The organism is Hoyosella rhizosphaerae (assembly GCF_014643175.1).
GTDB classification, from domain to species: domain Bacteria; phylum Actinomycetota; class Actinomycetes; order Mycobacteriales; family Mycobacteriaceae; genus Lolliginicoccus; species Lolliginicoccus rhizosphaerae.
Window position 1 is genome coordinate 1 of sequence record NZ_BMJH01000003.1, and the last position, 13703, is coordinate 13703.

The following is a 13703-nucleotide window of genomic DNA, read 5'->3' on the forward strand; positions in this document are numbered from 1 at the left end:
ACCCCCGGTGCACCGGCTCCGCGTCACAGCGGCGAGAACATAAGTTACACACAACCCACACCAAACACAAACCACCAGCTCACGCAGGCAGCTCCGGGAACTACACCTCGCGGACGCTCACTGCGAACGTCACTCAACCCGGCGCACATCAGCGCCAAGACCAGTGATGTCCTCAATGAACGACGGATATCCACGGTCAATGTGGTAGACGTCGTGAACTTCAGTAACACCATCGGCGCACAGCCCAGCGAGCACCAAACCGGCACCTGCACGAATGTCGGAAGACCACACAGGCGCACTAGACAACATTTCCACACCACGGATGACCGCATGATGTCCGTCAGTTCTAGCGTCTGCCCCAAGCCTGACCATTTCTTCCACAAAACGGAATCGCGCCTCGAACACGTTTTCCGTGATCATCGACGTTCCGTCAGCTACTGCGGCAAGACCGATCGCCATCGGCTGCAAATCAGTGGGGAATCCGGGATACGGCAGAGTCGCAAAGTTCACTGCCTTCGGCCGATCCTTCTGGACTACCCGATACCAGGAAGGTCCGTGCGTCACTTCAGCGCCGGCTTCTCGCAACTTATTCAATACAAGTTGGATGTGTGCGGGATTTACGCCACGAACAGTTACATCTCCGCGCGTCATGGCGGCAGCTACTCCCCAAGTAGCCGCAACAATGCGATCGCCAATCACTCGGTGCTTGACAGGCTTAAGCGAATCCACTCCGTGAATAGTGAGCGTGCTCGATCCACCGCCCTCGATCTGCGCACCCATTTCGTTCAGCATGTTGCACAGATCCACGATCTCTGGCTCACGCGCGGCATTATCCAAAGTAGTTCTGCCTTTAGACAAGACAGCTGCCATAACAATGTTTTCCGTTGCGCCGACTGAAGGAAACGCAAGCCTGATATCCGCCCCATGCAGTTCGTCTGCCTCAGCGACAACACAACCATGCTCGATAGTGCTCGTTGCGCCCAACAGGCGAAGCCCGGCTTGATGCATATCCAGAGGCCTGGAACCGATGGCATCACCGCCAGGCAAAGCCACAATCGCCTTTCCGCAACGCGCAACAAGTGGGCCTAGTACACACACCGAAGCTCGGAACTGGCGCACCGCGGCAAAGTCGGCATTGTGTTTGAGCGTGTGCGGCGTTGTGATTCGGACAGTTGCCCCGTCAATCTCCACCTCACAACCAAGCCCACGTAGAACGTCACCCATGAAAGGGACGTCGAGAATATCTGGACAGTTGGTCAGTGTTGTGGTGCCCTCAGCAAGCAAAGCGGCTGCCATCAGCTTGAGGACGCTGTTTTTCGCGCCACCAACAACAACTTCACCTTCGAGGCGGCTACCACCTGACACGACAAATCGTTCACTCACAGTGAGTTAGCTTATCTGTATCCAAGGGTTTTCGCGGGTACGGTGCTCACATGAGCGTGCATCTGACAAAGATCTACACAAGAACAGGCGACGATGGCTCGACGGGACTCGGAGATTTCTCGCGTGTTCCGAAGACATCGCCGCGCATCGCCGCGTACGCCGATGTAGATGAGGCCAATGCTGCGATTGGGGTAGCTGTCGCCTTGGCGGACCCGCCCGATGCCATACGTGCGGCGCTACTACGAGTTCAAAACGACTTGTTTGATGTGGGCGCCGATCTATGTACGCCGATAGTCGAGGATCCGAAGTACCCGCCGTTGCGCATTGATGGCACCTACATTCAGCGCCTTGAAACATGGTGCGATGAGTTCAACGCCGATTTGGAGCCCCTAAACTCGTTCATACTGCCTGGAGGAACCCAACTGTCTGCACTTTTGCATGTGGCGCGGACGGTCACTCGGCGGGCTGAACGTGCAGTTTGGGCGTTGATCGACGACGACCCTGAGCACACCTCGGTATTGCCAGCCAAATATTTGAACCGGCTGTCAGACCTGCTGTTCATCCTCGGGCGGTGCGCAAACCCAGACGGAGATGTTTTATGGAAACCTCGCGGCGAACCTGACTCGGCAGAGAAATAATGCTGCTAGCAGGATAATTTGCTCGCTGCAGCGGTTGGGGTGTTATGTCCAACGGCTTCGACGTCGCGCTCGCCGAGGCGGGCGCGACTCGATCCACGCCAGCACGGCGGTGAGTGCACCCCGATCAAGAGCGAACTCGTAGCGAGATTCGCCGTCATTGATAGTCAAGATCGTCGAGTCTGGTGCAAGAATGTCAAACTCCGGCGGAGTTGGTTGACGACGTGTCTCAAGTTCCGCAGCTTGCCTGTCGATCCGCAGGCTAGGGCCAGGTAGAAGGCGTGACAGTCGGTAGAAGTCCAACGATTCGTCGCGATACCGAACTACGCCGTACCGCCATCCTTGACAGTCACCTGACGGAAGTCGGCGGACGACGACGCCCGTTCCGCCGTTCCTAATCTCGAACAGTCTGAACAAAAAAACCGCGACGCAGGTGGCCAATAGTGCCAGGAGAATGATTCCAACAATCATCCCACTGTTCACTAGCGGACCATCCTTAACGTCGCGGTCTTTTGTTTAGACTAACCGGTCGGTTGGATGCTAGTCACATCCGGTCGACCGCTCGCAGCCGACCACGCGCACGAGCCGCTAGTTTAGCGTCATCGCCCGCTTCGTCGAGCTGCTGGCGTACCTCATCAACCACAACATCTTGCGCCCACTGTGCGGACTCTGCCAACACAGTTACGGACCTTGCTGTGACCGACAAAAAGCCTCCGTCAACTGCGGCAACAACTCGCTCGCCGTTGTCGGTGGTGATCGTCACGACGCCGCCCTCAGTGAGTTGGCCTAGCATCGGTTCATGCCCTGGCATGATGCCGATCTCACCTTCGGTTGTTTGTGCTACGACGAGAGTGGCGCTTCCTGACCAGAAGCGCTGCTCCACAGCAACAAGTTCTACGGTCATTTCAGCCACTGAGGATCACTTCCTAGCCATTTTAGCCGCGGCCTTTTCGACATCGTCGAGTCCGCCGCAGCTGTTGAATGCCTGCTCTGGGAGGTGATCGAATTCGCCCTTGCACACGCGGTCAAAAGCTTCGATTGTGTCGTTAAGCGCAACGACTGAACCCTTTTCGCCGGTGAACTTCTCGGCGACAATGAAGTTCTGACCAAGGAACTTCTGAATACGGCGTGCACGGCCAACAACGATCTTGTCTTCTTCAGACAGTTCGTCCATACCAAGAATCGCGATGATGTCCTGCAGTTCCTTGTACTTCTGAAGAATCTGCTTGACCTGGTTGGCGACACGGAAGTGCTCGGCACCCACGATGGACGGTTCTAGGATCCGCGACGTTGATGTCAACGGGTCCACAGCCGGGTAGATACCCATCTGAGAAATTGGGCGAGAAAGCTCCGTGGTCGCATCGAGGTGAGCGAAGGTGGTAGCTGGAGCTGGGTCGGTGTAGTCGTCAGCCGGCACGTAGATCGCCTGCATCGAGGTGATCGAGCGTCCACGGGTTGACGTGATTCGCTCCTGCAACTCACCCATTTCGTCTGCCAGTGTGGGCTGGTAACCCACAGCTGATGGCATACGTCCGAGGAGTGTCGAAACTTCCGAACCTGCCTGGGTGAAGCGGAAGATGTTGTCGATGAAGAGCAACACGTCCTGCTTCTGCACATCGCGGAAGTACTCAGCCATTGTCAGCGCTGAGAGGGCGACGCGCATACGAGTTCCTGGTGGCTCATCCATCTGGCCGAAGACGAGGGCGGTGTCTTGCAGAACGCCCATCTCTTCCATTTCGAGGTGGAGGTCGGTGCCCTCACGGGTACGCTCCCCCACACCTGCGAATACGGATGTACCGGAGAATTCGCGAGCAATACGGGTGATCATCTCCTGGATGAGCACGGTCTTACCCACACCTGCACCACCGAAGAGACCAATCTTTCCACCCTTAACATAAGGGGTGAGAAGGTCGATAACCTTGATACCGGTTTCGAGGATTTCGGTCTTGCCTTCGAGCTCGTCGAATGCAGGAGCTTTGCGGTGAATTCCCCACTGCTCGCCGTCGCGACCGGTACCCGGCGCATCAAGGCAGTCGCCGAGTGCGTTGAATACGTGTCCCTTGACGACGTCACCGACGGGAACAGAGATTGGCTTCCCTGAGTTCGTCACGGTTGTACCGCGAACGAGTCCGTCTGTGGGTTGCATGGAGATTGTGCGCACGAGGCTGTCGCCTAGGTGCTGTGCAACCTCGAGTGTGAGGGTTTTCGCCACGGCTGAAAGCGTGATTTCGGCGTGCAGCGCATTGAAGAGCGGTGGCACGGCGCCACGTGGGAACTCTACGTCCACCACGGGTCCGATGACCCGCACTACACGACCGTTGCTCGTAGCTGAGCTGTTCGATGAGGTTTCTGTTACTGCGGCGGTCATCTGGATCAGTCACTTCCTGCTGTCGCGGCGAGAGCGTTTGCTCCACCGACGATTTCGCTGATTTCCTGGGTAATCATGGCCTGTCGGGCTTGGTTCATCTGCCGGGTTAGGGAGTTCGCAAGTTCTGTCGCGTTGTCCGTTGCCGACTTCATCGCGGTGCGGCGTGCAGCTGATTCGGAAGCAGCTGATTCGAGGAGTGCCGCGTAGATGCGTGTGCTGATGTACTTCGGCAAAATCTCCGAAAGCAACGTGTCCGCATCGGGTTCGAAGTTCCACAGAGGCTGTGGTTCGCCTTTGTCGCTCAGCATGTCCTCGCCGAGTTCGACATTCTCGTCTTCGATTTCAACTTCAAGTGGCGCCATGCGTCGTACGACTGGGCGCTGACTCAGCATCGATACGAACTTGGTGTAGACGATGTGAAGTTCGTCCACCCCTTCGATTTCGCCTTCGCCACTTGGATTAGCAACCATCTTGCCTGACCCAGCCATGAACGCCTCGACGAGGTGATCACTCGCACGAGCTGCATCTACGTAGCCTGGGGCCTGGGAAAAACCGGTCCACGATGCGGCAATGTCACGTCCGCGGAACGTGTAGTAGATCAGCCCCTTGTTGCCGAGGACGTAAACTACCGGGGTTTTGCCCTGCTGGCGGAGTAGCTGAAGTAGTTCCTCAGCTTCTTTCAGCACGTTTGAGTTGTAACCGCCGCACATTCCTCGGTCACTGGTCACGATCAGAACTGCAGCGCGACTTGAGTCAGCACGTTCTGATAGGAGTGGGTGATCAAGCGATTGCGAGCCACTCGCTAGCTCTGAAAGCACCTTCGTGATTTCTTCTGCGTAGGGAGTGTGCGCCGCGACGCGGGCTTGCGCTTTAGCGATCCGCGACGTCGCAATCATTTCTTGTGCTTTGGTGATCTTCTTTGTCGAGTTGACTGACTTGATGCGCGAGCGCAGCTCTCTCAGACTACCCATGTGTCAGTCACCTTCCTTGGTCGCTTCCGGTTTCGCCGATGGCGTATGTCATCGACTAACCTTCTTGCGCTTGACGGTGACCTGTTCGCGATCGACTTCACTCTCGTCTAGCGCATCCACTTCAGCTTCGTTCACTACGCGGCTGCCGTCCGAGGCGATGAAGTTCTGCTTGAAGGCGTCAGTTGCCTTGAGCAGCTCTTGGATTGCTTCGTCGGAGAGTGCCTTACCGCCGTCGATTGCCTGGTATACGCCAGGAGCGTTGCGGTGAAGATCGTCGAGGAGTTCGGTGTCGAAGCGACGAACGTCCTCGACTGGGACGCTGTCGTACACGCCTTCGCCCGCAAGGAAGATTGTGACAATCTGGTCTTCGACAGCAACCGGTGCGTACTGGTCCTGCTTCAGAAGTTCGACGAGGCGCTGACCACGCTCTAGCTGAGCGCGTGATGCAGCATCAAGGTCGGAGGCGAACGCGGCGAAAGCTTCGAGTTCACGGAACTGCGCGAGTTCGAGACGCAGGGTTCCGGAAACCTTCTTCATGCCTTTTGTCTGGGCGGCACCACCAACACGGGAGACGGAGATACCGACGTTGATCGCCGGGCGAATGCCCTTGTTGAACAGGTCAGATTCGAGGAAGACCTGGCCGTCGGTGATCGAGATCACGTTGGTCGGGATGTACGCCGACACGTCGTTTGCTTTGGTTTCGATGATTGGCAAGCCGGTCATCGAGCCTGCGCCCATTTCGTCGGACAGCTTTGCACACCGCTCTAGGAGCCTGGAGTGCAAGTAGAAGACGTCACCTGGGTATGCCTCGCGGCCCGGTGGGCGGCGAAGAAGTAGCGAGATGGCGCGGTAGGCCTCAGCTTGTTTGGTGAGGTCGTCGAACACGATCAGAACGTGTTTGCCTTCGTACATCCAGTGCTGACCGATTGCAGAACCGGTGTATGGCGCTAGCCATTTGAAACCTGCGGAATCTGATGCAGGAGCAGCAACGATGGTGGTGTATTCCATCGCGCCTTTCTCCTCAAGCGCAGCCTTAACACCTGCGATGGTCGAGCCTTTTTGCCCGATCGCGACGTAGATGCATCGAACTTGCTTTGTGGGGTCACCGCTCTCCCAGTTTGCCTTCTGGTTCAAGATTGCGTCGACGCATACGGCTGTCTTGCCGGTCTTGCGGTCACCGATGATCAACTGGCGCTGTCCGCGACCAATTGGGGTCATCGCGTCGATAGCCTTGATACCAGTCTGCAGTGGCTCACCGACTGGTTGCCGCTCAAGCACACTGGCTGCCTGAAGCTCGAGTGCACGCTGTGCGCTTGCCTCAATGGCGCCTAGTCCATCGATGGGGTCGCCCAGTGGGTCGATAACGCGGCCGAGAAATTCATCGCCGACTGGCACTGAGAGCACGTTGCCGGTGCGCTTTACTTGCTGGCCTTCCTGGATTTTCTGGAAGTCACCAAGAATAACGGCACCGATTTCTCGGTCCTCGAGGTTCAACGCGACGCCTAGGACGCCACCAGCGAACTCAAGGAGCTCGTTGGACATTGCTGAGGGGAGTCCGGAGACGTGGGCGATGCCGTCACTTGCATCGACGACTGTCCCGACCTCCTCGCGTGAGGCGTCCGGTGAAAAGCTCGCGGTGTAATTCTCGATCGCACTACGGATCTCATCGGAGGAGATCGTCAGCTCCGCCATGTTTTTCCTACTCTCGGTAGTCTTTTGGGTTATCGAGCGGGATAACCGCGTGGAGTATGTGTTCAGTTGGGCCCTGTGTCCCGACGTGGTGTCGCTGTGTAGCCCTATTTCAGCGCTTTACGTAGTGCCGCCAAGCGACCTGCGGCGCTACCGTCGATGACCTCATCGCCAACTCGTACTACGAGTCCGCTTAGTAGTTCCGGGTCAACTTCAACATGGACGGCTATTTCTTTGCCGTAAATTGCCGACAGTGCCGCCTTGAGCCGAGCTTCTTGCTCCTCCGAAAGTGCGGTCGCGCTGCGGACGTGCGCCACAGTACGTTCCCGTTGCTCCGCTGCTAACGCAGCGAGTTCAGCGAATTCGTCGGCTGGGGCCTTGTTTGAGCGTGACACAGCTTGGATAGCCAGGGCTTCCGTTATTGCTGTGACTTTTCCGTACAAAAGTCGCGACAAGAGCGTTTTCGTGCCGGACGCGGACTTTGTGCGGTCGGACAGTGCCTGTTCTAGTTCTGCATTGGCGACGGTGATGCGGCTGAGGCGAAAAAGCTCGTCCTCAACTGTTTCCAGTTGGTTCTGCGCTGCCGCAGAACGCATGAGCGCAATCCTGCCAACTGTGACGAGCGAGTTCACGAGGTCCGAAGGCTTCGCCCAGTCCTCGCTGACGGCCGCTTTAACCGTCGACAGGGTCTCGGTCGAGACGTTGTTCGCTAGGAGACGCTCAGCTAGATCTGTCCTGCTTTGGGCAGGTGCTGAAGCATCCGCTAGTGCCATCCGTGCGGAGCGTTGTTCATCGAGCAAATCGACGACCGCAAATATTTGCGTTCCGATCTGCGCTGCTACCGCGTCTTCCGAGCTTCCAGCGTTATTGATCGCTGATTCGAGCTCGGCCAGGGTGGCTGAAAGCGCCTCGCGACTCGCTGCGTACATGAGTGCTCACTTTCCAGATACTGAGTTTGCGCTGATGCCTTCGAGTTCCTCGAGGAATCTGTCGATTGTGGCGGACCGCTTGTAGTCGTCCGACACCGATTCACCAATGATTTTTTCTGCGAGGTCGACTGCGGTTTTACCCAAGTCGCCTCGTAGATCAGCGACAATTCCTTGGCGCTGAGCCATTAGTTGGGTGCTACCGGTGGCGACGATCCGATCGGCTTCGCCCTGTGCCTGCACCTTCATCTCATCGATGATTTGCTGGCCCTGTGAGCGTGCTTCCTCGCGGATCTTGCCTGCTTCGGCACGGGCTTCGGCTAGTTGTGCGCGGTACTGCTCTAGAGCGGTGCGCGCATCTGCTTGCAGTGCTTCCGCACGTGCGATGCCGCCTTCGATTTCCTCGGTCCGGCGTTCAAGCACTTCTTGGAATTTCGGAACGACGAACTTCCAGAAGACCAGACCAACGACCGCCAGGGCGACAATCGACCAAACGATGTCATATACAGCCGGGATCAGAGGGTTCTGTTCCTCGGCGGCAAGGATGGCGATGTGTCCGGACATAATCAGAACAGGAAGCCGGCGACGAATCCGATAAGGGCAAGCGCCTCGGTGAATGCAATACCGAGGAACATGAGAGTACGCAGCTGGCCCGCCATCTCAGGCTGGCGTGCGACGCTTTCGATGGTCTTGCCGACAACGATGGCTACACCAATGCCGGGGCCGATTGCGGCGAGACCGTAACCGATGGCGCCATAGCCGGTCACGTTGGTGGTGGTTTCCTGAGCTAGGTAAGCGATGCTCATTGCTCTGTCGTTCCCTTTCTGTTGGCCCGGTAGGGATTCCTACCAGGTCAGGTCTTTGTTCTTCGTAGTGGATCGTGGTGGCGGTAGTGCCTAGTGTTCCTCGGCGTGCAGTGCAAGGTCGATGTACACAGCAGTAAGCATCGCGAAGATGTACGCCTGCAGGAACATCACGAGAAGTTCGAAGAAGGTGAAGGCCACACCTGCTATGAGTGACGGCAGGAAGAAGACCTTCATTGCGCCATCGGCTGTGAGCAGGAAGAAATGTGTCGCACTGAAGAAAAGTACGAGCATGATGTGACCGGCCATCATACTGACCATCAAACGAACGGTCAGCGTGAACGGGCGGAGCACAAAGGTCGAGAAGAATTCGATCGGAATCAAGAGGATATGCAAGAACGGTGGGACATTCGGAACCACAATGCTGCTCTTGACGTACCGGAAGAACCCGTACTTTTTGATGCCCACGTAGTTAAACGTGATGTAGGCCAGTGCGGCCAGGGCAATCGGCATACCTATTCGAGCGTTAGAAGAGATGTTCAAGAATGGGATGATGCCGGTCAGGTTCAACCCTAGGACGAGGAAGAAGATCGTGGCGATGAGCGCCAAGAATCGACGTCCTTGCTCCTTACCGAGAAGTTCCTCTGCGATGTGGATTCGCACGAAGTCGAGGGCTAGTTCTGCAAAGTTCTGCACACCGCGCGGTACGAGTTGAGGACTCCGCAATGCGAAAGCGAAGAACAACGCAACCAAGATCGCCACCGCAACTCGGATGACCATGAGTCGATCGATCTCGATTGGGGTGCCTTCGAAGAAGATCGCGGGCGGAAAGAAGTCTTTCAGCGTTGGCGGATGGAATTCACCGGCAGCCAGGTTCATGACGCTCGTCGGTCTCTTCCGTTGTTCGGCCGCTGGTCTTCCGGCGGCGTGATCGGGCAGTAACGATCTTGCAGGCTATGGGCGCATGTTCAAGGCGCGACACGCCCACAAAACCTAGGTGGTTGCGGCTGCCATCACGTTTCAGTGATTTTGACCGCTGTGCCACCTGCAGGAACTGACTGAGTGAAGTATGTCGGACTTCTACGTCACATCGTTCCCGCTAGACGGTGACACTATCAACTTATTGCCCGGTTCGTGCAAGCTGGGCATAGTATTTCTTAAAAACTACCTGGTGTAGTACTACTATTCGTCAGAGTTTGTGTCTGATTTCACACTGGTTTCATCAGGTTCAACATACGGAACGCGCTGCGAAAGGACTCCGTACGTCTCTGCTCCGAGCACGAGAATCAACGCCGCGATCACAACGATGGCCATGGTCGGCTGACTGTAAAAAGTAAAGTTTGACAGCGACGCAAACACAATCAGCGCGAGCATCATTTTCATCGCCCAGCTACCGAGAATTACGGCACCAGCGGTGATCAAAGGTAGCCGCGCAGATAGAAGGACGCTCACCGCAGTAAAGAGAATGAACCCGCCACCGACCGCAGAGCCGATCAGTGCGCCCCACAGTCCTGGGAGACCGGCAACCCAATAGCCAATCCCAGAACCAGCGATAGTTAACACGACAAGGCCGTACAGCCCGTAGCGAACAGCGGTGCGGAGAGGCGCTGTGGTATCCACAGCGGGATTAATCAAACTCGGATTGTTGTCAGATTCATCAGCGCTATGCGTCGGGGTACTCACAGACGCACAGCGTAACGTGCTTGACCGAATTTCTCACAGTCGTCGCTGCGACCTTCTGAATCTCGGGACGAAAGTGACAATCACCATCAGCACGAACCAGACCCCAACAATTGGCGTAACAAACCGGGTGTCGAGCAACGAACTCGCAACTGCCGCAAAGGCTAACAAGCCGACCCAGCCGTAAATGACGAGAACAACCCGTCGGTGGGAATGCCCAATCTCAAGCAGTCGATGGTGCAAATGCATCTTGTCCGGACTAAAGGGACTTCGCCCTGCTCGAGTTCGACGGATCACGGCGAGCAACAAATCTAAGAACGGGATAAACATCACGGCGAGGACGACTAGCAGGGGCGCGAGAAGGCCGAGCAAATCGCGTGGACCATAGAAGTCGAGACTAATCTTGCCTGAGGCGCTAGTGGAGATTGCCGCGAGCATCAGACCGATGAGCATCGAACCTGAATCGCCCATAAATATTCGCGCCGGATGGAAGTTGTGGGGAAGAAACCCAAGGCATGCACCCGCAAGCGCTGCAGCGATCATCGCTGGCGGGTACACACTGACGTCTCCACCTTGATCAAACAGCAATCCCACGGAAAATATGCAGATCGAGAACGCGGCAATTAGGCCCAGACCTGCAGCGAGTCCGTCGAGACCGTCCACAAAGTTCATCGCATTAACGATGAGTACTGTGAGAAAAACCGTCAGACCTGCGGCTTGCAACTGCCCGAGCACAAGCGTTGTACCACCCGCGAACGGCAAGTAGAGCACGTACCAGGAGACACCGAAGATGACGAGAACGCCAGCGGCGGTGATTTGCCCCATGAACTTAGTGAGTGCATCGAGGCCCCAACGATCATCAATGATTCCCACTACGACTATTACCGCACCAGCAATGAGAACTGCCCGCACATCTGAGCTGAATTCGAAGCCTCGGGTCAAAGCCGGCAATTGTTGCGCAAGGTAGAGGGCCGCCAAGATCCCCAGGAACATGCCTACGCCACCTAATCGTGGCGTAGGCGCGACGTGAACGTCTCTGTCACGCGGGTGTGCGACAGCCCCGAATCGAACGGCTATCACGCGTACAAGGCCTGTAGCGAGGAAGGTTATGACCGCTGCGGTAATGCAGATCAACATGAGTTCTCGAATGGGAACGCCTGCACCACGGTTGGCTTGTGCCAGGAGGACGATCGCAGGGTCAGTGAAGCTCACGGAGTGAAACGCTACCGTGCGCCGATCTCAACAACAGAATGCGCCACGGGTTTACCCCTGAAGGCTCTGTATTCCTTCAACGGCGTACGCGGGTTTGTCTGCAACGAACTCACTCACCTGACGAGCGATCTCGGCGAGGGAAACATCAACCCTCTCCCCTGGTTTTCCTGCAGTAACTGCAGCCGCGATGAGATCTGCAACGACGGACATGTCGTCGCGACCGAACCCTTGCGTGGTAAGTGCAGCAGTCCCCACGCGTATTCCTGATGGTGTCCGAGGGGGCAGCGGGTCGAACGGAATCGCGTTCTTGTTAAGCAGAATATTTGCTTGAGCGCACCGTGTTTCCGCGTCGGCGCCGTCGGTACCAAGGGCTGAGACGTCGCACACTACGAGGTGCGTATCCGTACCACCCGAAATGGGTCGCATTCCGTGCCCTTCGAGCGCTGTCGAGAGCGCCCGAGCGTTCTCCACCACCGAATGCGCGTACGTGCGAAAATCGGGCGTCGCAGCTTCCTGCAGCGCGACAGCCTTAGCGGCGATCGTGTGCATCATCGGACCACTTTGGCTGAAGGGAAAAACCGCCCTGTCAATCGCAGCGGCATGCTCCGTACGGCAGAGAATCATCCCGCCACGAGGCCCACGTAGCGTCTTATGGGTCGTTGTGGTGACCACGTCGGCGTAAGGCACCGGTGACGGAATTGCTTGTCCTGCTACTAGGCCCATGATGTGCGCCGCGTCGACCCACAAGATCGCATCGATTTCGTCTGCGATCTCACGGAAAATCGCATAATCCATCTCTCTGGAGTACGACGTTGCACCGCACACAATGATTCGTGGTTGGTGTAGTCGCGCAAGTTCGCGCACCTCGTCGTAGTCAATCATCTCTGTGTCGCGATTGACTGAATACGGCACAGCGGTGAACCACGCGCCAGAAAAGTTGATTCGGGCTCCGTGCGTGAGGTGACCACCATGCGGGAGACTCAAAGCCAGTACCGGATCATCCGGTTGCGCGAATGCGGCATACACAGCGAGGTTCGCGCTTGCCCCAGAGTGTGGTTGGACGTTCACGTGGTTTGCCCCGAACAGTTCCTTTGCCCGGTCGACGGCTAGTCGCTCCGCCGCGTCGACAAATTCACACCCTTGATAAAACCGGTTGCCTGGGTACCCTTCGGCATACTTGTTCGACAGGGTTGATCCTAAAACGGCAAGCACAGCAGGGCTTGTGAAGTTCTCACTCGCGATAAGTTGGAGGCCACCGTTAAGTCGGTCGCGTTCGCTGAGGACGATGCCAGCAATTTCTGGATCAATTTCCTCTAGCGCTGACCAGTTCGGGCCCCACTGTGGTGTACTCACGGGCGCGATCCTGCCATCACGACGCACCAGTCGGGGTGAGTTCGCTAGGTTTCATTCCTAGCACCTCGGCCACAGCCTCAACATTGACAGCACCTTCCCGCAAAATGCGTGGTTGGGTTCCAGTCAGGTCGACCACTGTCGAAGCGACCTTGTGTTGCGCCGGTCCCCCGTCGAGATACACCGCAACTGAATCGCCCAACTGTTCCTCGGCGTCATCGACTGTTGCGGCAGGAGGTCGTCCCGAAATGTTGGCACTAGAAACACCCATCGGCCCCACCTCGCGCAAAATCTCGAGTGCGACTGGATGCAACGGCATTCTCAGCATCACAGTCCCTCTGGTGTAGCCAAGATCCCAACTTAGCGACGGTGCGTGCTGCACAACGATGCTCAAGCCGCCGGGCCAGAAGGCCTCAATGAGCGAACGAGTTATCGGCGGCACGGAATAGACGAGGCCATCGATGGTGCTCCAGGAACCCACAAGCACCGGCACAGGCATTTCACGGCCTCGCCCCTTCGCAGTGAGCAGCGACGCTACAGCATGCGAATCAAAGGCATCGCAGCCTATTCCGTACACAGTGTCCGTCGGCATGACGACCAGGCGGCCAGCCTTGATCGCCTGGATTGCCGCAGTAACTCCCGCTTCGCGCGAATCCGGTCGAGCGCAGTCATACACAGTTCTCACG

The 13703-nt window shown here is 56.9% G+C and carries 15 protein-coding genes; 1 reads left to right on the forward strand and 14 read right to left on the reverse strand.

What is annotated here, in order from left to right:
- Window positions 1–129 precede the first annotated feature (129 nt).
- A complete protein-coding gene (murA, locus tag IEW73_RS11730; protein WP_188675209.1) occupies window positions 130–1383 on the reverse strand; it encodes a UDP-N-acetylglucosamine 1-carboxyvinyltransferase in 1254 nt (417 codons plus the stop codon).
- Between the two features lie 50 nt (window positions 1384–1433).
- On the opposite strand from murA, the gene IEW73_RS11735 reads away from it, so the two are divergent.
- The gene (locus IEW73_RS11735) at window positions 1434–2021 is read left to right on the forward strand and encodes a cob(I)yrinic acid a,c-diamide adenosyltransferase (protein ID WP_188675211.1); all 588 of its coding nucleotides are present in this window, start codon (window positions 1434–1436) and stop codon (window positions 2019–2021) included.
- A 42-nt stretch (window positions 2022–2063) separates the two neighbouring features.
- On the opposite strand, the gene IEW73_RS11740 is transcribed toward IEW73_RS11735, so the two are convergent.
- The 13 genes from IEW73_RS11740 to IEW73_RS11800 all read right to left on the reverse strand — a co-directional run bounded on the left by IEW73_RS11740 (window position 2064) and on the right by IEW73_RS11800 (window position 13702).
- Window positions 2064–2501 carry a DUF2550 domain-containing protein gene (locus IEW73_RS11740; RefSeq protein ID WP_229675974.1) on the reverse strand — a complete coding sequence of 146 codons (438 nt, stop codon included), beginning with the start codon at window positions 2499–2501 and terminating at the stop codon, window positions 2064–2066.
- A 61-nt stretch (window positions 2502–2562) separates the two neighbouring features.
- Window positions 2563–2931 carry a F0F1 ATP synthase subunit epsilon gene (locus IEW73_RS11745; protein WP_188675213.1) on the reverse strand — a complete coding sequence of 123 codons (369 nt, stop codon included), beginning with the start codon at window positions 2929–2931 and terminating at the stop codon, window positions 2563–2565.
- Window positions 2932–2937: 6 nt separating this feature from the next.
- A complete protein-coding gene (gene atpD / locus IEW73_RS11750) occupies window positions 2938–4386 on the reverse strand; it encodes a F0F1 ATP synthase subunit beta (protein WP_188675216.1) in 1449 nt (482 codons plus the stop codon).
- Between the two features lie 5 nt (window positions 4387–4391).
- Window positions 4392–5357, reverse strand: coding sequence for a F0F1 ATP synthase subunit gamma (locus IEW73_RS11755; protein ID WP_188675218.1), 966 nt, complete (start codon window positions 5355–5357; stop codon window positions 4392–4394).
- Between the two features lie 48 nt (window positions 5358–5405).
- Complete coding sequence (gene atpA, locus IEW73_RS11760) at window positions 5406–7049, reverse strand: F0F1 ATP synthase subunit alpha (RefSeq protein ID WP_188675220.1); 1644 nt, start codon at window positions 7047–7049, stop codon at window positions 5406–5408.
- 104 nt (window positions 7050–7153) lie between these two features.
- Window positions 7154–7975, reverse strand: a complete 822-nt coding sequence (locus IEW73_RS11765; protein WP_188675222.1) for a F0F1 ATP synthase subunit delta — start codon at window positions 7973–7975, stop codon at window positions 7154–7156.
- A gap of 6 nt (window positions 7976–7981) precedes the next feature.
- Window positions 7982–8536 (reverse strand): F0F1 ATP synthase subunit B, encoded by a 555-nt coding sequence (locus IEW73_RS11770; RefSeq protein WP_188675225.1) that lies wholly within the window; start codon window positions 8534–8536, stop codon window positions 7982–7984.
- A 2-nt stretch (window positions 8537–8538) separates the two neighbouring features.
- Window positions 8539–8778, reverse strand: coding sequence for an ATP synthase F0 subunit C (locus tag IEW73_RS11775; protein ID WP_188675228.1), 240 nt, complete (start codon window positions 8776–8778; stop codon window positions 8539–8541).
- 90 nt (window positions 8779–8868) lie between these two features.
- Window positions 8869–9654: a F0F1 ATP synthase subunit A gene (atpB, locus tag IEW73_RS11780; RefSeq protein ID WP_188675230.1), complete on the reverse strand. Its 786-nt coding sequence runs from the start codon at window positions 9652–9654 to the stop codon at window positions 8869–8871.
- Window positions 9655–9957: 303 nt separating this feature from the next.
- Entirely contained in the window at window positions 9958–10458 is a 501-nt protein-coding gene (locus IEW73_RS11785) for a Cg1360 family ATP-synthase-associated protein (protein ID WP_372433630.1), read from the reverse strand.
- 33 nt (window positions 10459–10491) lie between these two features.
- Complete coding sequence (locus tag IEW73_RS11790; RefSeq protein WP_279345091.1) at window positions 10492–11667, reverse strand: glycosyltransferase family 4 protein; 1176 nt, start codon at window positions 11665–11667, stop codon at window positions 10492–10494.
- Between the two features lie 51 nt (window positions 11668–11718).
- A complete protein-coding gene (gene glyA / locus IEW73_RS11795; RefSeq protein ID WP_188675232.1) occupies window positions 11719–13020 on the reverse strand; it encodes a serine hydroxymethyltransferase in 1302 nt (433 codons plus the stop codon).
- 16 nt (window positions 13021–13036) lie between these two features.
- Window positions 13037–13702, reverse strand: coding sequence for an L-threonylcarbamoyladenylate synthase (locus tag IEW73_RS11800; RefSeq protein WP_188675235.1), 666 nt, complete (start codon window positions 13700–13702; stop codon window positions 13037–13039).
- Window position 13703: the final 1 nt, after the last annotated feature.

What these genes read in the sequence shown, in the direction of transcription:
- IEW73_RS11735 (WP_188675211.1), top strand. Translation starts at nt 1,434, where the DNA reads ATGAGCGTGCATCTGACAAAGATCTACACAAGAACAGGCGACGATGGC.
- atpD (WP_188675216.1), bottom strand. Translation starts at nt 4,386, where the DNA reads ATGACCGCCGCAGTAACAGAAACCTCATCGAACAGCTCAGCTACGAGC.
- IEW73_RS11755 (WP_188675218.1), bottom strand. Translation starts at nt 5,357, where the DNA reads ATGGGTAGTCTGAGAGAGCTGCGCTCGCGCATCAAGTCAGTCAACTCG.
- atpA (WP_188675220.1), bottom strand. Translation starts at nt 7,049, where the DNA reads ATGGCGGAGCTGACGATCTCCTCCGATGAGATCCGTAGTGCGATCGAG.
- IEW73_RS11765 (WP_188675222.1), bottom strand. Translation starts at nt 7,975, where the DNA reads ATGTACGCAGCGAGTCGCGAGGCGCTTTCAGCCACCCTGGCCGAGCTC.
- IEW73_RS11770 (WP_188675225.1), bottom strand. Translation starts at nt 8,536, where the DNA reads ATGTCCGGACACATCGCCATCCTTGCCGCCGAGGAACAGAACCCTCTG.
- IEW73_RS11775 (WP_188675228.1), bottom strand. Translation starts at nt 8,778, where the DNA reads ATGAGCATCGCTTACCTAGCTCAGGAAACCACCACCAACGTGACCGGC.
- atpB (WP_188675230.1), bottom strand. Translation starts at nt 9,654, where the DNA reads ATGAACCTGGCTGCCGGTGAATTCCATCCGCCAACGCTGAAAGACTTC.